This window comes from Deltaproteobacteria bacterium, from assembly GCA_026388545.1.
GTDB lineage: Bacteria > Desulfobacterota > Syntrophia > Syntrophales > UBA2185 > JAPLJS01.
In genome coordinates, this window is the sequence record JAPLJS010000019.1 from 42,914 (window position 1) to 65,544 (window position 22,631).

23 protein-coding genes are annotated in these 22,631 nt (G+C 40.8%); 11 read left to right on the forward strand and 12 right to left on the reverse strand.

The features are described from left to right. Window positions 1–37: 37 nt before the first annotated feature. Entirely contained in the window at window positions 38–181 is a 144-nt protein-coding gene (locus NTW12_01610; GenBank protein MCX5845048.1) for a hypothetical protein, read from the forward strand. Between the two features lie 42 nt (window positions 182–223). Here the strand turns inward: NTW12_01610 and NTW12_01615 are convergent, their stop codons facing one another. Beyond that, a complete protein-coding gene (locus NTW12_01615; GenBank protein ID MCX5845049.1) occupies window positions 224–1,603 on the reverse strand; it encodes a sigma-54 dependent transcriptional regulator in 1,380 nt (459 codons plus the stop codon). Between the two features lie 447 nt (window positions 1,604–2,050). Between NTW12_01615 and NTW12_01620 the strand changes: the two genes are divergently transcribed. Both NTW12_01620 and NTW12_01625 read left to right on the forward strand, forming a co-directional pair. Beyond that, on the forward strand, window positions 2,051–2,260 hold the full coding sequence (locus NTW12_01620; GenBank protein ID MCX5845050.1) for a hypothetical protein: 210 nt from the start codon (window positions 2,051–2,053) through the stop codon (window positions 2,258–2,260). A gap of 19 nt (window positions 2,261–2,279) precedes the next feature. Then, window positions 2,280–3,779 carry a response regulator gene (locus NTW12_01625; GenBank protein ID MCX5845051.1) on the forward strand — a complete coding sequence of 500 codons (1,500 nt, stop codon included), beginning with the start codon at window positions 2,280–2,282 and terminating at the stop codon, window positions 3,777–3,779. A gap of 290 nt (window positions 3,780–4,069) precedes the next feature. Here the strand turns inward: NTW12_01625 and NTW12_01630 are convergent, their stop codons facing one another. After that, entirely contained in the window at window positions 4,070–5,107 is a 1,038-nt protein-coding gene (locus NTW12_01630) for an SPOR domain-containing protein (protein MCX5845052.1), read from the reverse strand. A gap of 583 nt (window positions 5,108–5,690) precedes the next feature. Between NTW12_01630 and NTW12_01635 the strand changes: the two genes are divergently transcribed. The 5 genes from NTW12_01635 (at window position 5,691) to NTW12_01655 (ending at window position 11,276) form a co-directional block, all read left to right on the forward strand. Beyond that, window positions 5,691–6,326, forward strand: a complete 636-nt coding sequence (locus tag NTW12_01635) for a hypothetical protein (GenBank protein MCX5845053.1) — start codon at window positions 5,691–5,693, stop codon at window positions 6,324–6,326. 21 nt (window positions 6,327–6,347) lie between these two features. After that, a complete protein-coding gene (locus NTW12_01640) occupies window positions 6,348–6,701 on the forward strand; it encodes a polymer-forming cytoskeletal protein (protein ID MCX5845054.1) in 354 nt (117 codons plus the stop codon). Window positions 6,702–7,095: 394 nt separating this feature from the next. After that, entirely contained in the window at window positions 7,096–8,403 is a 1,308-nt protein-coding gene (locus NTW12_01645) for a S41 family peptidase (protein MCX5845055.1), read from the forward strand. 342 nt (window positions 8,404–8,745) lie between these two features. Beyond that, complete coding sequence (locus NTW12_01650; GenBank protein MCX5845056.1) at window positions 8,746–10,458, forward strand: tetratricopeptide repeat protein; 1,713 nt, start codon at window positions 8,746–8,748, stop codon at window positions 10,456–10,458. Next, window positions 10,458–11,276: a DUF4292 domain-containing protein gene (locus tag NTW12_01655; GenBank protein ID MCX5845057.1), complete on the forward strand. Its 819-nt coding sequence runs from the start codon at window positions 10,458–10,460 to the stop codon at window positions 11,274–11,276. Before NTW12_01650 ends, NTW12_01655 begins: the two co-directional genes overlap by 1 nt. Before the next feature lie 47 nt (window positions 11,277–11,323). Here the strand turns inward: NTW12_01655 and ybgF are convergent, their stop codons facing one another. The 9 genes from ybgF to NTW12_01700 form a co-directional block, all read right to left on the reverse strand. Next, a complete protein-coding gene (gene ybgF / locus NTW12_01660; protein MCX5845058.1) occupies window positions 11,324–12,124 on the reverse strand; it encodes a tol-pal system protein YbgF in 801 nt (266 codons plus the stop codon). Continuing rightward, window positions 12,121–12,690, reverse strand: a complete 570-nt coding sequence (locus NTW12_01665; GenBank protein ID MCX5845059.1) for an OmpA family protein — start codon at window positions 12,688–12,690, stop codon at window positions 12,121–12,123. Before NTW12_01665 ends, ybgF begins: the two co-directional genes overlap by 4 nt. A gap of 261 nt (window positions 12,691–12,951) precedes the next feature. Then, a complete protein-coding gene (tolB, locus tag NTW12_01670) occupies window positions 12,952–14,241 on the reverse strand; it encodes a Tol-Pal system beta propeller repeat protein TolB (protein ID MCX5845060.1) in 1,290 nt (429 codons plus the stop codon). Between the two features lie 101 nt (window positions 14,242–14,342). After that, complete coding sequence (locus tag NTW12_01675; GenBank protein ID MCX5845061.1) at window positions 14,343–15,038, reverse strand: energy transducer TonB; 696 nt, start codon at window positions 15,036–15,038, stop codon at window positions 14,343–14,345. 21 nt (window positions 15,039–15,059) lie between these two features. Then, the gene (locus tag NTW12_01680) at window positions 15,060–15,482 is read right to left on the reverse strand and encodes a biopolymer transporter ExbD (protein MCX5845062.1); all 423 of its coding nucleotides are present in this window, start codon (window positions 15,480–15,482) and stop codon (window positions 15,060–15,062) included. A gap of 8 nt (window positions 15,483–15,490) precedes the next feature. Continuing rightward, complete coding sequence (tolQ, locus tag NTW12_01685) at window positions 15,491–16,177, reverse strand: protein TolQ (protein ID MCX5845063.1); 687 nt, start codon at window positions 16,175–16,177, stop codon at window positions 15,491–15,493. Window positions 16,178–16,567: 390 nt separating this feature from the next. Then, entirely contained in the window at window positions 16,568–17,491 is a 924-nt protein-coding gene (gene epmA, locus NTW12_01690; protein MCX5845064.1) for an EF-P lysine aminoacylase EpmA, read from the reverse strand. Between the two features lie 7 nt (window positions 17,492–17,498). Next, window positions 17,499–18,062, reverse strand: a complete 564-nt coding sequence (gene efp / locus NTW12_01695; protein MCX5845065.1) for an elongation factor P — start codon at window positions 18,060–18,062, stop codon at window positions 17,499–17,501. Window positions 18,063–18,143: 81 nt separating this feature from the next. After that, window positions 18,144–19,211 (reverse strand): KamA family radical SAM protein, encoded by a 1,068-nt coding sequence (locus tag NTW12_01700; GenBank protein MCX5845066.1) that lies wholly within the window; start codon window positions 19,209–19,211, stop codon window positions 18,144–18,146. 481 nt (window positions 19,212–19,692) lie between these two features. On the opposite strand from NTW12_01700, the gene NTW12_01705 reads away from it, so the two are divergent. From NTW12_01705 to NTW12_01715, 3 genes are all read left to right on the forward strand, one after another. Beyond that, the gene (locus NTW12_01705) at window positions 19,693–19,869 is read left to right on the forward strand and encodes a hypothetical protein (GenBank protein ID MCX5845067.1); all 177 of its coding nucleotides are present in this window, start codon (window positions 19,693–19,695) and stop codon (window positions 19,867–19,869) included. 206 nt (window positions 19,870–20,075) lie between these two features. After that, the gene (locus NTW12_01710; protein MCX5845068.1) at window positions 20,076–21,224 is read left to right on the forward strand and encodes a hypothetical protein; all 1,149 of its coding nucleotides are present in this window, start codon (window positions 20,076–20,078) and stop codon (window positions 21,222–21,224) included. 42 nt (window positions 21,225–21,266) lie between these two features. Further along, window positions 21,267–22,250 (forward strand): cation diffusion facilitator family transporter, encoded by a 984-nt coding sequence (locus NTW12_01715; GenBank protein ID MCX5845069.1) that lies wholly within the window; start codon window positions 21,267–21,269, stop codon window positions 22,248–22,250. A gap of 80 nt (window positions 22,251–22,330) precedes the next feature. Here the strand turns inward: NTW12_01715 and NTW12_01720 are convergent. Further along, window positions 22,331–22,631, reverse strand: a 301-nt coding sequence (locus tag NTW12_01720; GenBank protein ID MCX5845070.1) for an HD domain-containing protein, incomplete at its 5' end; no start/stop codon positions are given.

Below are 22,631 nucleotides of genomic sequence, written 5' to 3' on the forward strand. Positions count from 1 at the left end.
GTGCCAATATAGGAAGGATTTCTCTAAAGCAGACGAGATGAGCAGAAAGAAAAAAATTGTATCGAGGGGAAAAGTTGCAGACGGGGCTATAGTATACAGCTCCGCAAAAAACCCCGATGCAGAGGCGCTCATCATGAGGAATGGAGTGTACTTAGATGTACGCTTCAGGAGCAAGGGATAATGAGCAACAAAGTACCGGATTTTTTTATGAAGACATCAAGACCTACTGACCAATTTTAAATCTCTTTACTTTCTCAACAAAAGTTGTTCTATTTAAGTTTAGTAACTTTGCAGCTTTGTTTTTTGCTCCCCCCGCTTTTTCCAAGGCCCTGGAAAGTAAGTCCTTTTCAAGCTGATCAATAAGAAGGTTATAGTTAATCCCCTGATCTGTTATTTCTATACCATTGATATAGCTGCCCACAGGGGGTAACGTCATTATTTTTCCGGGAAGATCAGCAACCTCTATATCACCTTCCTCCTTTAAAACAACGATCATCTCAATCAAATTCTCCAGTTCCCTCACATTTCCAGGCCATGAATACCTCAGCAGATATTCCATCGCTTCAGGAACGATTCTTACCACTGCTTTTCTCTTTAACTTGTTAAACTTTCTCAAGAAATGGTTAGCTAAAATCGGTATATCAACTTTTCTCTCCCTCAGTGGAGGGAGAATAAGCGGTATGACATTAATACGGTAAAACAGATCTTCTCGAAATCTCTTTTCTGCTATCGCCTTTTCCAAATCCTGGTTCGTCGCGGCAATAATTCTTACATCAACCTGCAGCGTCTTAACACCCCCGATGCGCTCAAATTGTTTCTCCTGAAGTACCCTTAAAACCTTCACTTGCAGGGCAGGACTCATATCCCCGATCTCATCAAGAAATATTGTCCCTCCATTCGCCAATTCAAATCTACCGATTCTCGTTCGTATGGCTCCTGTAAAAGCACCCTTCTCATGACCGAACAACTCGCTTTCAAGAAGTTCTTCAGGAATAGCCCCACAATTCACGGCAACAAGGGGGGAGTTGATTCTCTCACTGTTGAAATGTATAGCCCTGGCAACCAATTCTTTACCTGTGCCACTTTCACCGTATATCATGATCGTGCTGTCCGAAGAAGCTACCTTTTCAATTGTATCAAAGACCTTTTTCATCTCATCGCTGTATCCGATCATCTTGTCGAAATCATATCTTTTTTTTAAATTTTTCTTGAGCGTAATATTTTCTTCCCTGAGTTTCGCGTAGGATAACGCTCTTTCAATCGTCAATGTCACGAGATCATCCTTCAGCGGTTTTGTGATGTAGTCAAACGCGCCGAGTTTCATTGCTTCTACGGCTGTACTAATGGTGCCATGACCGGTAATGATAATGACGATATTTTCAGGATTAATTTCTTGGATAAATTCTAAAAGCCGAAGACCATCCACATTTGGCATCTTTAAATCGGTAATGACAAGGTCATACTTATCTTCAATAAAGGCATCCCTGGCCAGTCGGCCATCTTCGACGGCCGTTACCTCATAACCGCAATTTCTCAGTAATTCAGAAAGATTCTCCCTGCTGAGTTCGTGGTCCTCAGCTATTAATATCTTACCTTTTTTCATAAAATATTCTTCAAGATAATTCTAACTTATGACGATATGAAAAACAACTTGGCGGCATTGTAAAAAGGTCCCCTTTCTGTGTAGGAGCAAGCTTATGCTACGTTGTTCCCTATCCTTGCCCCATACCTGGCACGAGAAAAGCTATATACAGCGTAAGTCTTTTTATGCCTCATTGCTCGAGACTCACTCACTTTGCCCATAGAGCTTTTACCAAGCCGCCCATTTTCCGCTAAAATTTTGATTTATTCCACGTTCATCAACCACGGTCAAACGAAATGAATATGAACAAAAAACACGCTAATAGTCAAACAGAATATTAATACAATAACCATTTATAATTGAGTTTTTATGACACTAATACTTTATTTGAAAAAATAGTTAAAGTTTTTAAGATTATTTTCCGATAAAATAGACGAAGGATTTCAATATACGGAGTAGAGTTGAACGATGACAATTTCATCATACCAGATTGATAATATTCTTAAGGCATACAGTAAACAGAACAAGGTCAAAGCTGGTTCAATGCTGCCGGCAGATAATAGCAAGGGAGACAAGTATGTCGATGTGGTTACCCTAGACTCCGCAGATAAAACAGCTGTTTATGATAAAATCTCATACAGCTTGATGGATATTCTTCTGAAATCTAACAAACAATAAATTCTGAGAGCCAAATCCTGTGCCCATTTCCGCAGAAAACACGCACGATCAATTATGTCTGTTCAGGTTGAATGGTATCAGTGTGGAAAAGCAATCTATACTGGTCGTCGATGACGATATCGCCACCAGATCGCTTGTCGTCGATGCGATTAGTCAATCCGGAAATTATACAATAATTGAAGCGTGTGATGGCGTTGAAGGCTTGGAAGAGCTGGAGAAAAAACGTTTTGACCTGGTAATATGCGACGTCATGATGCCTGGCATGAATGGTATGGAGCTCCTGGACAGGATCAGGGAAATTAATCCGACCACGCATGTGATTCTTATTACGGCATACCCGACTATCGACCTTACCGTCTCAGCAATGAAGACCGGTGCAGTAGATTTCCTCGCAAAACCCTTCGATATTGATGACCTCCTCTATAAAGTTGATGTCTATTTAAGGGCAAAAACCATGTTGGGCGAATACGGCGACCAAACATCATCCACAACGTTAAACAATAAAATAAGCGACTTATCTACACGAAGTTATATATATGACAAGATTGAACACGCGAGAAACAATGACGAAATATTTCAAGAAATGGTTAATCTGGCCCTGAAGGTCATCGGTGGGGAGGCTTGTTCCATCCTCTTATATGATAAAGATTATCAGGAATTTGATGCCATTGTTGTAGAGGGGGTATCAAAAGCATTTTTCAAAAGCATAACCATCCCATCGCTGAATCCTATCCTCAAAGAAACCGTCCGCAGAAAAGACCCTTTACTTCAAAATCTTATCGAGAATACTGCATATTCATCTGTCATCTGCGCTCCTTTAAAAATGAGGAACCAGGTCTTTGGCGTCATTGTTCTTTCAGGAAAGAGAAATGAGCATGTCTATACAGAAAGAGACCTTTATTATATCCAGAGCATTGCTAACAGGGCGTCTCTTAATATTGAAAACAGGCTTTTGTACGAAAGCCTGTATACGAATCTCTTGAGTACCTTTGAATCTCTTGTCACGTCAATTCAGGCCCGTGATTATTATACAGAAGAGCACTCAATGAGGGCAAAGTATCTTGCCGTTAAAACCGCAGAAGCCATGAACTGCTCCCCCAACGAATTAGAATCACTGAGAATAGCGGCAACTCTACACGATGTGGGAAAAATCGCGATACCGGATAATATACTGCTTAAACCCGCCAGGCTTACCGATGAAGAATTTGATGTTATCAAGAATCACTCCGTGATTGGAGAAAGCATTCTGAAGCCGCTTCCAATTTTAGATACTGAAAGGTTAATAATCCGCCATCATCACGAGCGTTGGGATGGCAAAGGCTATCCAGACGGACTCCAGGGTTCTGATATTCCCTTTCTATCCAGGATTTTAACCGTTGCCGATTCTTTCGATGCTATGACGAATAACCGCCCATACCGAAAGGCAATGGAGAGAGAAGAAGCTGTTTGTGAGTTAAGAAGAAACATCAACCGTCAGTTCGACGAAGAGATTGTAAATTACTTTATAAAAATTATATAATATCGTACCTATATGACTTCAAAATATTCTCTTTCTACAGAGAAATTGAGCGGTCTAAAATTGAATTTGAACAGTTGCATTCCTCACCAAGCACCAACTCAACCCACCTTTCTCTCATTCGCATCAGCAGGCGAATCTGCATAAATTTAAGCATACCATAACCCAATCAGAAAATTTTAAAGCTAGCTCCCCGCCCATGGGCGGTGACTTCCCGGTGAGGCGTAGATTCATACACGCTAACATAACGAGAGATGAAACGTACCTTAAGCTTTTGGACTTTCATAAAACAGTTATTTTCGCTTTTTCTTTTTTTCAGGCAGTACCTGTTCGTTCTTCTGAATGTAACTGCCAGGGTAGTTGCTTACGATATCCTTTTTTTTCATGTACGTAAGTGCCTCCTCGCGGCTGGCAAAATGACCGACGAAAATTCTATATAACGTTCCGCCATCTTTCACATTCATCCGAGACCAATAAGCATCATTGCCTTCTTCCTTGAGTATTTTCGTATACTCCTTTGCTACCTGAATATCCCGAACCGCCTTGATCTGTATAGCGTATGGTTTGAATGCCTCAGACCGGATATTTTTAGGTTTGTCCCTCTTCGATGCGGCAATTTTCGGTACTGCTTTCGGGGTGCTCTCTGCAACCACACTCTGTTTAGTTTCCGGTTTAATCACTCCCGTCCCGGTTATTTCTTGAGCAATTCTTTTGGCACTGGCGGCGTCAATACTGTGTGTTGCGGTTATTTCCCTGACAATCTCCACCCCTATGTCACGATTGATATTCGCCCAAACAGCACCGGCCTTTTTGCTATTCATGCGCAGCATAATTTCAGCCGCCATTTTTCTGTCCATCTTTTCGAATATTGTTGATGCCTTCTCGGCAGGAGTTGCTTCATACATCTTTGCCAGGGCCTGGTATTTTTTATCCTTCTCCGCCTTTTGAACTTCGAGTGAAGGCGTCATTTTTTCCTCCATAGCCCTAAGCGCCTCCATTTTTTCCACAAGATCCTTTCTCAGCGCCTCGATTTTCCTCTCTTCTTCCTTTAGTATCTTCTCTCGATTATCAAGCTGTTTCTGTTTTTCCAACAAGTTATTCATGAGACTACTATCGTGAGTCGAAGGACTTTTCGTTTCATCTTTTAGAGGTACTGCTTCAGTTGCCTGTTGCTGCGCAAACACATTATTGACAGACAATGAAACGGTTTCATAACTACCAATATTGTGCACTACATCACTCATGGAAAAAACTGCATAAACAGTAAGAGACATAGGTATCATTCTGCCACAGAAAATAATTGTTTTTTTTATCCGTGATCTTATATCCATGATTGCATCCTAAAAGAAATTTCTCACTATTAACGACATTGTAAAAAATAGTTCCCCTTTCTGCGCAAAGACATGCCGCTGCTGCGTTATACATCATCTCTCACTATTGCAGCGTAAATCAATGCATACCTCATTCCTCGGCATTCGCTTTTCGGAGCGAAGGCTTATTCTTCGAATCTGCGTTCCTCGCCTCTGGAGTTTTTCCTTCGTTGTATGCTTTTCAACCGATTCTTGATCGTAACTGCGGTATCAACAATACGTTCATACAGAATATCCCCGTTGTTATCAATGCCTTTTCTTGTTCGGCAGTGTGACATAATGATAAGATTGCTTCAGTGAAAATGTCTGATGATGAAATATTCGATTCCCCAAAAGTTTCTCTCTTTAACCTTGACAACATATATAAGTGATTATAAAGATATATCATGAATATATCAAATAATATGATGAGATTTATATTACTGTTATATTCTTCAGTGGTAGAGACCTTTTATTTTTACCACAAGAAGTAAGATATCCTAAACAGAAAGTTGTAATGTAAACAGGCACATTCAGAATAATTTCTTCGTGAAACCGTTTTTCAATGCTCATAAACAAAAAACAAAAAAAATTCACCATTATTATAATAGAGGACGAGAGGCGATTGTGTTCCTTTAAGTTTCCAATGAGCTTTTTAACAATCTGTCTCTTAACAATTATTGGAATAAGCGTTATTACCCTCATTGCAGTTCTGCTTCACAATCGAAACGAAAGTTTAAATAAAGAGGAACTTACGGCCAAGATTGAATCTCGAAATCCCCCCCCCGATACAAGAAACAATGAAACACAAGTTACTACTACGACAGGCAATTCCGTCATACAATCCTACACCTTGTCTATAGAAAATTTTACGGCACGCTTTGACCTTTCAAAAAAAATATTCCGCTATTCCTTTTTATTGAAAAACAGAACCTCAACATATTCAACGGTATCGGGATATATATTTATTATTCTGAAATCAGAAAGTTTGGGATCTGAACATTGGCTTGCTTATCCTCAAACTGTTCTTGTAAATGGAGCTCCACAAAATTTTAGAGATGGAGAACCCTTTTCCATCTCTAAACAAAAAGTCATCACAAGAGACATATCCACACACTATTTTTATGATTCTGCTGCGATCTTTGTATTTTCCAATGACGGCAAGCTTGTATTAAAAGAAACTTTCAACGTGAAGGGTTAACGAAAAAAGGAACAATAATTGGTGAAAGGCACTGAAGACAATATTTCCATAATAAACAAAAATAGTAAAATTGAAGGAGTTCTGCATTTTAAAGGACATCTTATCGTTGAAGGAATTATAGAAGGTACACTACTGGCTGAAACTGTTTTCACAGAAAAAGAAAGCCGTGTAACCGCAAAGGTGAATGTAACTTCTCTAACCATTGCCGGATTTTTTGAAGGAGACATTATCGTCACAGATACACTTGCACTTTTAAAGTCAGCCGACGTAAGAGGTCAGATCAGATGCTATAAATTAGTCATTGATGAAGGGGGAATAATAAATGGAAGTGTTACATTCATATCGGCAGAAAGTCCACACAACAACCCAACATAATTGCATAATCTGTTTTTCTTAGGCCACAGTTTAGTAACGACATCTTCATAATTTTATGTTTTTCTTAGTCAAACGCCTTCTCAATCAGTAATCTTCAACAGGTTCGCCAAATCGCCATTTTCATTCCTGCAGTTTAAAAATTTATGGAAATTTGATCGTAAATAGTGCTATCATGATCAACAGTACTTATTGATAATAACCGAGACTCATCCATCAATGATGAATGAGTCTCCTGCGTTCGGCAGAGAATACGATATTATTTTGATTAATTATTTTCTGTTTTCTCCCGCCAACAGCATACGATAACGCACTTTTCAAAGAAAATCAAGGGGGAGTTAGAAGAGAAACCCCTTTAAAGAGAAACCTTTCACAAAGGGTCGTAATGGAGGTTTGAATGAAAAAAATTATGCATGAGAAAGTGTTTTCAATTCTGTGCTTACTAACCTGTTTAATACTGCTTGGCCTTCAGGGAGATTCTCAAGTATCGGCTGCGCTGGACAAAAGTATCTACAAGAATCTAAAGACCTTCAATGAAGTACTCGATATGGTGCAGAAAAACTATGTTGAGGAAATAGCATCAAAAAAACTTATAGAGGGCGCCATTAACGGAATGATGAAATCTCTGGATCCCCACAGTACTTATATGACTAAAGAAATGTACAAAGAACTCGAGGTGGAAACACGAGGGATCTTTGGCGGTATCGGTATTGAAATCACTATGAAGAAAGATGTACTAACTGTTGTTTCACCTATTGAGGATACTCCGGCATTCAATGCCGGGGTTAAAGCAGGCGATCAAATTATACAGATTGACGGGAAATCCACAAAAGATATTACGATAATGGAAGCAGTCAAAAAACTGCGAGGGCCAAAAGATTCAAAGGTTACGATAACCATTATGCGGGAAAACATGCCCAAGCCAAAAGATTTCGTGATAACCCGGAACATTATCAAGATAAAAAGCATTAAATCAAAGATCTACGATGACCATATCGGGTATGTCCGTGTTTCTTCGTTCCAGGAAAGAACAGCTGATGATTTAAGGAAAGAAATAAAGGATATCAATGCGAAAGCGGGCGTGCTTAAAGGACTTATCTTGGATTTTAGAAATAATCCCGGAGGCCTATTAAATCAGGCAGTAGGAGTAGCCGATGTCTTTCTCAAGTCGGGAATCATTGTTTCAACCATGGGCAGGACAAAAAGCATGGAAACGAAGTCGTTAGCGAAAGACGATGGTGATGAGCCTACGTGTTTCATCGTTGCCCTGGTAAATGAAGGTACTGCCAGCGCTGCTGAGATTGTAGCAGGAGCGCTTCAAGATAACGGGAGAGCTTTGGTAATCGGTACCCAAACTTTCGGAAAGGGGTCCGTACAAACCGTAATCCCGCTCGAAGACGGATCCGCATTGAAACTTACCACGGCAAAATATTACACACCAAATGGCAAATCAATCCAGGCAGAGGGAATAAAACCAGATGTCATTGTAAAATACTCCAGGCCCTCTGAGGACAGGGAATCAACAGACGATTTCATCAGGGAACGGGATCTCAAGAACCATATAAAGCCAAAAAGGGAAAATGGTGCAAATATTGACGAATCTATAAAAAAAGAACAGGACATTTCAATACAGGATAATCAGTTAAAAAGTGCCATAGATATCATCAAAGGCTTGGATATTATGAAAAAAAACTTGAAAAACTGAGTTGCAGCATAGCCCGGTGGAAGCTCGAAACCGGTATGGGGCAAAAATGAGGTGGGGGCGGGATTCATAATAATTTCAGGTTAATCTCCGAAAAAATTGTCGCCATCTTTAGGATTCAAGTGAATGTTTAAACTATTAGTTAGAGAACCAAACATTATTTACGGGACATCTTGGTTATACTAAATCCGCGTAATTGAAGAATGTACACGAAGATAAAGGAGACGTGGAAAGGATACTCAAGGCACTTATAAAATCGTCGGAAAACAGACACTTGAATCCTTAAATCCTTGAATCCTCAAGTCCTTTTTGCATCTAATTGGGAAAAGAACCAAACAGATTAATATGCGAAATACATTTAACAAGAAATGTTTACTTATCATTATTTTATGGTGTGTGACAGGGTGCGCATTTTCTTCGTTTAAAGGGAAAGATGCGGCCATTGCCACGGGGAAAGAGAGACCATCATTCAACTCGACCTATCATTACTCTCTTGGCGTGCTGCATATCCTTGATGAAAATCTTAACGAAGCCATAAAGGAATATGAGGAAGCCCTGAGTTTTGATCCTCAATCCCCATTCCTCACAAATGAACTTATCTCCCTTTATATTGAAAAAGGAGAAATTCCAAAAGCCATTCTCCTTTGTAAAAATACTCTGATTGACAACCCGGGTAATATAAATGCCCGTCTCCTTCTCGGTGGGCTGTACCTGAACATGAAAGATTATAAGAATGCAATTGGAGAATATGAAAAAGTAATTGAGCTGGATCCTTCAAACTCAGTTCCCTATCTATACCTTGGAACTATCTACGCAGAAAATAAGAACTACGAAAAGGCCTTCGAGATTTTCAAGAATCTCATCAACATCCATCCAGACCATCTGACAGGTAACTATTATCTTGCAAAGATATTAACCGAAATGAAACGCTACGAAGAAGCAGAAGAAAGTTTCAAAAAGACTCTGGCCATAAAACCACTCTTTGAACCTGCATTGATAGATTTGGGACTTCTTTATGAAAAGCAAAAAAAGACCGACCGGGCAATTGAAATTTATAAAAGTTATATTGATATCCATCCAACCGGGATAAATGTGAGGATAAAACTGGGAGAAATTTTTCTCAGAGAGCACAAATTAAGCGAAGCAGAAAGAGAATTTAAAGAAATATTGACTATTGATAACAACAACAGAGAGGCGAGATTGAATCTCGGTTATGTTTACCTTGAAAAAAACCAGTATGAACAGGCTATTGATGCGTTTTTACTTTTACTAAAAGGAAATCCTCATGACCACAGGGCGAGATATTTACTGGCCTCAACGTATGAAGAAAAGAAGGTTCATAATCAGGCCATCGAAGAATTTAAAATGATCCCGGTAGATTCAGAACTTTACGGAAACGCACAGATTCAAATCGGAATGATCCTGAAAAAGGGTGGCAAGATTGATGAGGCTATAGCCGTAATGAAAAGAGCAATAAATAGCAACAGACAAATATCTGGACTTTATGCTTATCTTGCCACCCTTTATGAGGACAATAAAAAACTATTACCTGCTGAGGAAACCTTAAAAGAAGGTCTTTTAGTATTGCCACAGAGTGTAGACCTTCATTATAGTCTCGGTGTCCTTTATGAAAAGACAAACCGCTTTCAGGAGAGTATTCATGAAATGGAGTCAGTTTTGAAACTTGATCCGGATAACGCGGAGGCTCTTAATTTCATGGGTTATACATTCGCCGACAGGGGTATACGTCTTGCCGAAGCAGAGAAAATGATCAATAAAGCTCTTACCTTAAAACCTGGAAATGGCTATATGATTGACAGTCTCGGATGGGTATATTTCAAACAAAGCAGGCTGGATCTGGCAATAAAATACCTGAAAGAGGCATTGAATGCCGTGCCTAATGATGCAACTATTGCCGAACACTTGGGTGATGCCTACACAAAGGCCGGCAAGGTCAGCGAGGCCATCGAAATGTACAGACAGGCATTGAGATTGAATCCCGGCAATAATGACCTGCAAAAAAAGATCGATGAACTCATTAAAGCAAAAATGCCCTGATGATCAAAAGAATTTTACCGCCACTGCTTTTCATCCTGTCACTTTTTTTTATTTTTCCGGGATGCAGCGTTAAAAAACCGCCGCTCTCAGACCGCGTATTAAAAAATAATTTTCCCTCTCCCCAGGATGTTCTGGAAAAACTTGACCGGGATGATCATTTCAAAGAAACATTGAATGCTATTGCACATATTGAACTGAATGTTTCTGAGAAGAGGTACCCCCTGAAAGTTGCCGTAATGTTAAAACAGCCGTCTTCATTCAGAGTAGAGTCAATCCCGGTTTTTGGTCCACCGGATCTCCTCTTGTCCGTTCATGAAAATATCCTGAAAGTTTTTTTGCCACACAAGGGAGAATTCTACATCGGGCAGGCAACGACAAAAAATTTAATACATTTTTTTCCTTTTTTTACCACGGGACTTAAAGTAGAAGACATAACATCGATCCTACTCGGCACACATCCTAAAATAAAAGAAAAATCGGTTACCTTGAATGGTTCTTTCGAAGGGGACATCTACCGCATTGACATTGTGTCTGAAAACAGAAGAATTCAGTCTCTCTGGATAGATACGGAGAAATACTACCTCGTCAGGGTCGATCTATTTGATGGTAATAACTCTCGACTGTACAGTGCCAAGTTCACAGGACACTACAGTGTAGGAAACGTGACTATGCCGCAGAGGGTTATAATTGCATCCGGAGGTGATGATAAACAAAACATCATTATCCGGTATTCTGATGTTCAGACGGCAACAGGAATTGATACGGCGCAATTCGATCTTCAACCCCCTCCCGGCATCAGGCCTATTTCTATGGACTGATACAATAAATTGGTGGGTAATGGGGAATTAAATCTCAGTTTACTCTATTACTTAATTTCGACTAATTTTGCCCTTGCTATTCTTGCTTGATTGGTGTTGGGATAATCTTTTATTATTTGCTGAAGAATCAGTCTTGCACTTGATTTGTCACCGAGATTCAAAAAGGAAAGACCCTGTTTCAGCAAAGCGTATGGAACCTTGTTCCCATTGGGATAGTTTTTGACCACTTTTTCATATTCAAGGATAGCCTTTTCATATTTATTCTCAAAATAATACGTTTCCCCGGTCCAGAATTGGGCATTATCGGAATATTCTGAGTTAGGATACTGCTTCAGGAAATTTTGAAACTCCCCCCTAGCATTTTCATACTTTCCTTCCTTAAAAGTTTCATACGCTGAAGCATATACCGATTCCTTGTCCCCTTTCCCTTTTATGGCATTTTTCGCGGCGACTCTCCCTGTTTTTTCACCCTCCGAGTGGTTTTCCCTCTTTCCAATGCCAAGGAAATTTTCTATAAAATTTATCTTGAACGATACACTGTCGAGCTTTTCTTTTATTTCCTTCAGTGCTGAGATGTCTTTTCGTAATCCTTCATTAACCCCTTTCAGATTCTGGATACTGTCTCTCATTTCAGTGATGTCTGCATTAACTTCTGCCTGACTTTTTCGTAAAGCCTTTATCGCTTCGTTGAGCTTGTCAATATCCTTCCGGATACCGGCATCATCCTCTTTTAAAGTCAGAATCTTCCGATCAAGGTCTCCCTGAACCCGATGCAGGTCCTTTGTCGTCGCACACCCTAGTGTGAATGTGAAACAGACAAGTAAAAGCAAGGGTATACTTTTTTTCAATCGCTGCACCTCCCGTGTCCTGGATCCAAGGGCCTCTCCTTACCATAACTTATCGTTTTTATCCTTTTCCCATCAATCCCGAGTTCAACAAAATATTTCATGGCCTCCTTAGCACGTCTTTCCCCGAGGGCAAGGTTATATTCGGTTGTCCCCCTTTCATCACAGTGCCCTTCAATGAGCACATTATAATTTTTATTTTGGGTGAGTTTATCCGCATGCTGTTTAAGAGTTTCCCTGGCTTCGGGTATGAGATTGAATTTATCAAAATCAAATGTAATATCTTTAAATGCACCTTCTTCTTTTGCTACAGTGGCCTTTTCTCTTGTGGCCTCTCCCTCAAAAGCTGCCTTTTCTTCTGCTTCTTTTACAGTAACTGCCTTAACCTCCTTTGAAGCAGTTTCTTCCTTTTTCACAACATCTTTGCCGGCTGTCTTCACTGCAGCTTTTTCTTCAGTCGTAACCGCCTGCCCCTTTACTACCGACTTTTTTGCGCACCCAGTCATAACCATAATCGAAAAACACAGGACCAACCCGACCATCCCTATTATTGCGAAATTCTTCCTCATTATGTTCCCTCCTCTTTTTATTGGGTTAAATTGGGTTATTTATATAATCCGAGACCTTCTAAAGCACAATCCACTTTAAAGGTCAACCATAAAAATTCTAAAATTCACGATTATAACTTCAGAACGATTGGTTACATTGCTGTATATCAGTCATATTAGAAACTCTCGTAATTAAAGAAAGGATATCTCCAATAAAAAGTTAATAATTTTCAGGATGATAGCCCCTTAACGCATTTCCGGCGACATTTTTTACAGTAAGGGTCATTTTATTCGAGGAGACCAAGAGGGACTGATACAACCGTTGACATTTTCATACAATATTCTTATATTTAAGCCATTCGTATTCATTATGCAAATTCTACTCTTGCCGTTTCCCTTTGAACTAAAAACTAAATATCTACCCTCTGGAGACCAGGAAGGGGATTCATGATCTACATTATCAAAGGTAAGCTGCAAGGGATTGCTGCCGTCCTCATCGATAGAAAATATCTGGAAACGGCCGTTTACCAACCCTTCATACGCGATTCTATTTCCCTTCGGCGACCATGATGGAGATGTATTATAATTTCCGTTATAAGTAATTCTTCTCATATTGTTTCCGTCGGTATCCATTAAATATATTTGTGGCGAACCTGAACGATTTGAAACGAAGGCAATTTTTCGATTATCAGGTGACCAGGCAGGGGAAACGTCAATAGCAAAATTATTCGTTAGACGTTTAAGATGTCTGTAATCGAGATCCATCATATAAAGATTTTCATAGCCGTCCTTGCTCAGGGTTAGCAACAGTTTCTTGCCATCCCGCGACCAGGAGCCAGCCAGATTGATCCCTTCGTAATTTGAGATTTTTTCAGCCGTTGCGGTACCGTTTATGGCTTTTATATAGAGATCGGGATTCCCATCTTTATAAGATGTAAATGAAATATATTTTCTGTCAGGTGACCAGCGGGGCGAAAGAGCTAAGGACTTGTAGTTGGTAATTCTGGTAAGATCGGTTCCATCGAAGTTTATTGTATAGATATCTGAATTTTGACCCTTTTTCAGTACAAACGCGATCTTTGTACTAAATACACCTTCATCCCCTGTCAGGGCAGAGAGAATTTCACCGGCAAACGTCCGCACCATCTCGTTCCTATCCTCAATTTTTCCCGTGTATCGCTTGGCGGTAATAACTTCTCCCTTTATAACGTCGAAAAGATAACATTCTGTAACCAGATCCCTGCCGTTGCCGTTGTAAAGGAAAGTCCCCTTTACCAAATATTCTGCACCGATGGCAGTCCAGTCGGCAAACCTGATACTTTCAGCCGTCAAACCTGTCTGCGCTTGATCTTCGAGAAAAGCCTTTTTACTGATTATGGTAAAGAACCCTGTCATCCCAAGATATTTTGCCAGCGTATCGGAAAACCAGCTTGAGAGGTCTCCCTGATAATTTTCCACGCTCATTTTTTTAAAATCCGTAATTGCAATGGGAAATTTTTGAAATGCGGGTGAGTCGATGTCTATATACACTTTGCCTACGGCACTATGGGCCTCGCATAAAATAAGTAACATACCCGCCAAGCACACAAATAATTTTAATAAGCATCTCCTTCTCATTGTTTCATCACTAATCATCGTCATAACAAACCCTGCATTCACAATTCTTCCACTTTTTATCTTAATTCCGATGAATGGAACCTGATACCCAACTCGATACTGTTATCTTTAATCCATTCAGGCAGAGGAGAAAAAGGGCTTGCCTTTTTGATAGCCTTGATTGCGGACTCATCAAAATATCGATTACCTGATTTTTTTTCAAAACTCATGTCTACCACAGTTCCATTCCTCAAGATTCTCACATGGATAATCGCATCAATGTTTTCCCTCGGTAATATGCCCTGCGGAAGTGCCCATTTCCCTTTGATCCGAGACCAGATTAAGGTGTAATACGTGTTCATCTTCGCGTTCGATTCCGCATCACCCATTTGGCTCGGTTGGCTCGCCGAAGAAACCACCTTCCTTCTAACGTCTTCGATTGCTCTATCGACATTGCCACTCTGTTTTTTTTGAATATCTATTCGCTTGATAGGAACAGATGGGGTAGTATCAAGGTGCTTTTTTAAAATGGAAGAACGATCAGTCGAAATTGTTTCATTGATTTCTCCCGAAATTGCCGATGTCGCTTTCTTTCCCTGGAAATCTTCAGAAAAGTCGACCAGATGAACTGAATAAACAGGACCGAAGGTCCATCTTGGAGAGGGAAGTGAAGGTAAAAAGAAAATGATGGACAGCACAATAACATGAAGCAACAGAGATATAACAATCATATTTTTGAGGCTGATATAATTGTCATAGTGCTCCTTTATCATCCGTTATCATCCTGCAAAATGTCATCTTGATTCCTCTGGCGATTCTGTGATCATCCCCAGCTTATCCACACCGGCCTTCCGAACCGCAGACATCACCTCAACCACAAAACCATAAGGAACATTCTTGTCCGCCCGCATGAAAATCTCTCTATCGATTCTGTTGGAAAAGATACTTTCCAGTTTTACACCGAGATCAGGAACAGATATCTTATTCTTGTTTATGAATATCTCCTTTTCACTGTTAATTGTCAGTACAAGTTTTTCCTCCGTCACATCGATGCTCTTTGATTTTACCCGGGGAAGATTTACATCTATACCCATCTGGAGCATTGGAGCTGTTACCATAAAAATTATCAACAAAACCAGAACGACATCAACAAGTGGGGTAACATTGATGTCCGCCAAAAGCTTGCTTTCATTATTACGTTTTCTTCCGTTTCTCATAACATGCTCTATTTTTTCACATAATATCGTTCAATAATATTTAATACCTCGGAAGCAAAATTATCCATTTCCATTGTCATGTTTTTTATCCTGTTGAGGTAATAGTTATAAAAAATGACAGCCGGTATGGCAGCAGCAAGACCTGCAGCAGTAGCAATAAGTGCCTCAGAAATGCCCGGCGCCACAACAGCCAGGGTTGCTGAACCTCTTGTGCCTATGGATCTGAACGTATCCATAATACCCCAGACTGTTCCAAACAGGCCAATAAATGGCGATGCGCTTCCTGTCGTAGCCAAGAAACCAAGAGTACTTTCAAGCTTTGTTGACTCAGAACTGCATGCTCTGTTTAAAGCCCTCTCAACATTATCTATTCCTTTCATCTCCAAATGAGGCCCGGTTAATTCATCGTTTTCTTTAGCAGATGTTGACTCTCTGATAACCTTGGTGATCTTGACCAGTTCCGTGTAGCCGGCCTGAAATACTTCAGCAATACTCGAATTTTTATATTTTTTCGATTCAGGGAAAATATCAGAGAGCTTATTACTCTTCATATATGCATCTAAAAACATATCATTTTCCCTTTTAACTTTTTTAATGCTTCTATATTTCATGAAAATTATAGCCCACGACACAACGGAAAAGAAAAGGAGCAGGAGCAGGACAAACTGCACCATTATTCCTGCATCAAGGATCATATTCAGAAGACTGCCATGGAAATGTCCACCCAGGCTTGCAGCACTAACAGACGAAATCTCTTTCACTTTTATTCTCCCTGAATCAATTATTAACGGGATTACCTGTAATTGAAAAAAATGTCCTTGTCAATATATTTAGGATAATGACTATTGACGATCCCGCAAAGAGACTTTAACTGGGCACGGGATGGGCGGTTTGGGAAAAGCGTAAGTTTCAATGCGTAAATATCGGGAATAAGGTGTACATAGATGTATGCCGCAGTAACGATGATTGCAGCACGCCGAAAGCTTTTGGACTTTTTACGAAGTCGTCAGTCTGTACAAGAGGATTTTTCACGACCAATCAAATTTCTGGAAGGCATCTTAAAAAAAACAAAACAGTAAAAACCATTACAGTAATTCCGGTGTAAACGTTACAACGTTATCGATTATGGGTGAATCAGTAAAAATCATGGCTAATCTGTCAACACCAAGGGCAATTCCGGCGGCTGCCGGCATTGTAACAACATCCTGCAAAAAACGTTCTGATATCGGATACACCGATTTATTCATCGAACGGCGATATTTCTGTACCTTTTCAAATCGTATATAATGCTCATTGGGGTCAGTAAGTTCGGAACAAGCATTGGCTATCTCCTTTCCTCCTATATATAACTCAAATCGTTCAGCTAAGTCCGGTTCCTCTTCCTTCGCTTTTGCCAGGGTTGCCTTCGAAACGGGATAATCATAGATAAAGGTTGGCTGCTCAAATCCCAGGTGAGGTTCGATATAACTGACCATCACTTCATCGAAACAGTCTTCTTTCAGAGCTTTATCCATCGGCATCGGTCCATATAAGGCAAAGGCCTCTCTTACCGATATACTCTCCCATGGTCTCTGCAACCGTAATGTCTGCCCCTGGTAAGGAATAACATCACCATACCCGAGATTATGGGCAACAGATATGATCAATTCTTCACACTCCTTCATCAACAGACGGTAATCTATCGCCTGGCAATACCACTCCAGCATGGTAAACTCAGGAAGATGGCATGAACCCCGTTCCCCTTCACGGAAACACTTGCAGATTTGAAATATCCTTGGATAACCTGCCGCAAGAAGTCGCTTCATGTATAGTTCGGGTGATGTGTGTAAAAAACAATCTCCACAGGAAATGGCATCGATATGGGATTCCGGAATAAGTACCGGAATCATATTGGGAGTTTCTACCTCTAAATAACCCCTGCTGATGAAAAAATCCCGTACAGCATGGATCATTCTGGCGCGTTTCCATAAGGTATCCTGTTTTTTCGACAGTCTCCATGTTTCTTCCATCGGTGGTTCATTCCTTGACCCTTGTAAGATATTCACCGCTCCGTGTATCAACCCTGATCTTCTCCCCTTCTTCGACAAAAGGAGGTACCTGAATCTGATAACCGGTTTGCAGGGTTACCGGCTTTGTTTTACCCGATACCGAATCGCCCCTAGCCCAAGGCTCAGCTTGCACGACAACCAGATCAACAAAATTCGGTAAGCTGACTTCCAAAGGCTTATCCTCGAAAAAAAGAATTTCTGCCTCCAAATTATCAATCAAGAAATTTTTTGCTTCCCCAATTTGATCTTCGGTAAGAAAAACCTGTTCATAGCTTTCGTTATCCATGAAACAGTATTTTCCTTCTTCCTTATAAAGGTACTGCATTTTTTTCTCTTGGAGATCCGCCGGTTCAAAGCTATCCACTGACCGGAATGTCCGCTCAAACTGTGCCCCCGTAATCATATTTCGCAGTTTGGACCGGTACAAAGCCTGGCCTTTTCCGGGTTTTACAAAGTTGAATTCGGTAACGATATAAGGCTCATTGTCAATTTTAATCCGTAACCCTTTCTTCAAATCACTTGCATTATACATGTTACAATTTCTCTCCTTTCATCATAATCATGGATTTCTTAATTCACTTCCCCCCTCTTGTCAAAAAAATGTCCATCTGTCTTAGTGCCTTGGTTCAGAAAACAGAGAAAGCGGATAAAGAGGGAATTTCCCTTTACCTCCCGGGATATCAACAACATACTGCGGCACACAAAGTCCTGATATATTTCTCCATAGTTTTTCCATGATCTTTATCCCCGAATAAATATCAGTGCGAAAGTGATCCGTACCTTTTACCGGGTCACATTGAAATAAATAATAAGGCCTGACTGATATTCGTTGAAGGCCATAAAGGAGATCCCGCATCGTCTCGTAATTATCGTTAACACCTCGAAGCAAAACAGACTGATTTGAGATAGGGATGCCTGCCTCAAGCAGCATTTCGCAGGCACGTGCCGCCTCCGGTGTAATCTCATTTGGATGATTGAATTGGGTATTAAACCAAAGTGGACGGTATTTACGCAACATGGAACAAAGTTGTCGGGTAATCCTCATCGGCATAACCACCGGAATACGGCTTCCAATACGAAGGACCTCTACATGGGGAATAGAACGTAAAGATCCGAGAAACCACTCAAGGGAACTTTCTTCCATGGTCAGGGGATCGCCTCCTGAAATGATGACTTCACGAATGCTCAACGTTTTAGAAATATAATCGATCATGCGCGGGAGATATCTCCTGTTATCTTCCGTTCCGGTTCTCTTCCACATTCGCTTACGATTGCAATGTCGACAGTATGTTGCACAGGTATTTGTGATGATCGTCAAGCAACGATCAGGATAACGATGTACCAGACCTGGAACAGGCATGTCCCGCTCTTCTTCAAGGGGATCAGCCACACCGCCGAGCGAAAAATCGATTTCCTTCTGATCAGGGAAACATTGAATACGAAGGGGATCATTTTCATCCGCTACATTCATTAGAGAAAAATAAAACGGTGTGATGCTGAAGGGATAAGATCTGACCACGGTTCTCCATTTTTCGAGAGTCGTCCGAGTCACGTTGGAAACGCTTGCCAATTGAGGAATAGTATGTATTCGATTATTATACTGCCATTTCCAGTCATTCCAGTCTTTCGGTAAGACGTCCGCCCATGAAGCGATAGAAATGGTAAGATTTTTCGATTCCATAGAGTTTGACATTATGAAAACATGATTTTTAAAAAGTTGCTTTCTATTAGCATTATACTTTATAATAAAATATAGAAAAATGAATTATGTAAACATCATCAATCGATGAAAAGCGCATATAAGACCTCACCTGAAGAAATAATACTCCAAAATTTAATAAATTGCTGTTTTGAATTTAATCCATTGTATTGTAATTATTATGTAAATATTTAATAAGTGAGTGGACTTATTCTTAATGCTCCCGTAAAAAAGCCCTCACCTGGGTAAAAAAACAGAAGGCTTCATTAAAGTCTTCTGGGGTATGGCGCAATGCAGCATATGGACTTCTTACGAAGTCGTCATTCTTCGAGCAGGATACTTCGCAGTGAATATGGAGTCTTCGCTGGGCTTAAAGGAAATGATTGCTACATTTCTTAGACATTGCATAATGAAACAGAATAGGTAATAATAGTATATAGCTTATATGGTATGGAGATGTAAAATGGGTTATCCGGAAACGATGCGGGATATAATGGAAGAGATAAGAAGGAAAGTAATAAGGGGCCAGAAGAAAGAGCTCGAAAACCATCCTATTATTGATCACGAACAGACCGACGAATTTGTCAAATCGGCCATTGATACCCTTTCTAAGGGCAAACAAGAATCAAATGGAAAATAAACAGGAAATTTACCCTTACCAGCTTGAAACATTTTTTGAGCCCGGGGTATTTGTCTGTGAATGACTCTTACCATCCGGGACAAAAATCCCCTTTCTAACAAAGAGGTGTGGCTCAATTAACCGGGAACCTCATTTGTCAAAATTTCTAAAATTCCCGTAATAGGTCATAATTAGAAATAGTTTTTGCATTAAAGGAGATTAAGTATATGAAATCACTATCGAATTATGAACTAAAGACTTTAATGAACAAACAAAAGGCTCCTTGCATTTCATTGTTTATGCCTACTTATCGTACGGGTGCTGAACTTCAGCAAAATCAAATCAGACTCAGAAACTTGCTTCGTGAAGCTGAGGAAAAATTACTCGACGGTGGCCTCCGCACCGCAGAGGCAAAGGCACTACTTGAACCTGTTTCCGGACTTTTAGGTAATGTCATTTTCTGGCGACAGCAGAGTGACGGTCTTGCCGTGTTTTTGTCTGCCGATGTATTTAGTTACTACTGTCTACCGATTGATTTTGATGAACTGATAGTCGTCGCCGACCGTTTTCATGTCAGGCCTCTTCTGCCGGTCCTCGGCAGCGATGGGCGCTTCTATATTTTAACGCTCAGCCAAAACGAGATCCGTCTTTATGAGAGTACAAAACAGAGCATCAGAGAAATTGAACTTGAAACAATTCCAAAGAATATTGCGGACGCCCTTCACTATGATGAGTTGGAAAAGCAAGTCCGTTTTCATAGAGGAACATCGAGGGGCGGCGAACGTGGATCTATGCTTTCGGGGGGGGGAGCGAACTTGGATGATATGAAGGAAAACATTTTAAAATATTTCCGCCAGATCAACAGAGGGTTACATAGCCTCCTGAAAGACGAACGGGTGCCTCTGGTGCTGGCCGGTGTCGATTATCTCTTCCCCATATATAGAGAAGCAAATACGTATCCTTCTCTTATTGATGAAGGAATTGCGGGAAATCCCAAGGGAATAAGCACGGAACTATTGCATAAACAGGCATTGCAGATTATAAAACCATATTTTCAGAAGGCTGAAGATGATGCTATTGCACAATACAGGCAATCTTCCGGTACGGGGTTAACATCCAATGATATAAAAGAAATCGTCCCCGCAGCATATCATGGGCGGGTCGGTTTGCTTTTTATCTCCACAGGTCACCAACCATGGGGGGTTTTTGACCCGGAAAGCAATGAGGTACAATTACACCGGACAATGAAATCCGATAGTGAGGGTCTTTTGGATTTCTCTGCAATTCAGACTTTCTTGAACGGCGGCAGTGTCTTTTCCATCGCTCGCGAAAAAATGCCTGACGATACATCCGTAGCGGCTGTGTTTCGTTATTGAAAGAGAAACATAACATCCCATTCCTGGATAATACTTTTTTGTATGAGTTTGCAGAGTCGTAAATTAAACGTCGCACTGCTTTCAGTAGCGTCAAATACCGCCCTTGTGGTCATGAAGCTTGCTGTTGGGCTGATGATTGGATCAGTGTCAATAATGTCTGAAGCAATCCATTCTGGAGTAGACCTTCTGGCGTCCCTTATAACCACATACTCCGTTAGCAAATCCAGCATACCCGCCGACGCAAAACACCCCTTTGGCCATGGGAAGGTTGAAAACATCTCCGGTACCATTGAGGCATTGCTGATTTTTCTGGCCGCTGGCTGGATTATCTTTGAGGCCATAAATAAATTGATGAATCCGGAGCCGATTGAATACGTCGGCTGGGGTATCGGTGTGATGTTAATTTCAACGGTGCTTAATATAATCGTCTCAAAAATGCTCTTCAGGGTGGCTAAAGAAACTGACTCTATAGCCCTGGAGGCCGATGCCTGGCATTTGCGAACCGATGTTTATACATCTGCAGGCGTGATGGCAGGTCTTGCCCTGATCTGGGCAGGTCACCAGTTTTCAACTGACCCTAAAATCCACTGGCTGGACCCGATCGCTGCAATCGGTGTCGCGTTGTTGATTATAGGAGCCGCATATAGACTGACGCTTCAATCGGCCCAGGATTTGATGGATGTTAAGCTTCCCGCAGATGAAGAGGCTTGGATCCGCCATTTGATCGTGACACACCGGCCGCTCATACATGGTTTCCATCAATTGCGCACGCGCAAGGCCGGAAATTTCCGCTTTGTTGACTTCCATATTAAAGTAGATCCCACTATGTCTGTTGAGGAATCTCACGACATCACCGATGAGTTATCCAAAAGCATTGAAAATCACTTCCCCAATACCAGCATCACGGTTCATACTGAACCCTGCAATGGTAAATGCGTCGGTCATTGTCTGGATGGATGCCTGCTGCCCGAAAAGGATCGGAAGGATGTGATGCAAAAAAACATCGAAGTTAAAACAGTTTTTTAAATAATCAGATGATTAAAAGGACCTGAATTCTTTCCTTGATATCGTATTGAGAAGTATGAACAGAAGCCGTCCGGTTTTTTCTATCCTTTATAGATAAACCTTTCAAGCAACCTGTGGAAGGGAGTCCAGTTCGAATCATCGTCGGAATCTACAATGAATTCCTGGAAGGCATTAACCTTGGCATCGAGATCGTCAATAAAATGCACGATCAAAGCCTCCAGAGTCTTCGGACGCTTTGGCGACCCAAACTCGTAAGTGCCGTGATGGCTCAGTATGAGATGCCGGAGTTCCATAGCCAAGTGCTCCGGGAATTCTTCTAAAGCGGCAATCTTGGCATCCAGCATTTCTATACCGATAACAATATGCCCGATCAGTCTGCCC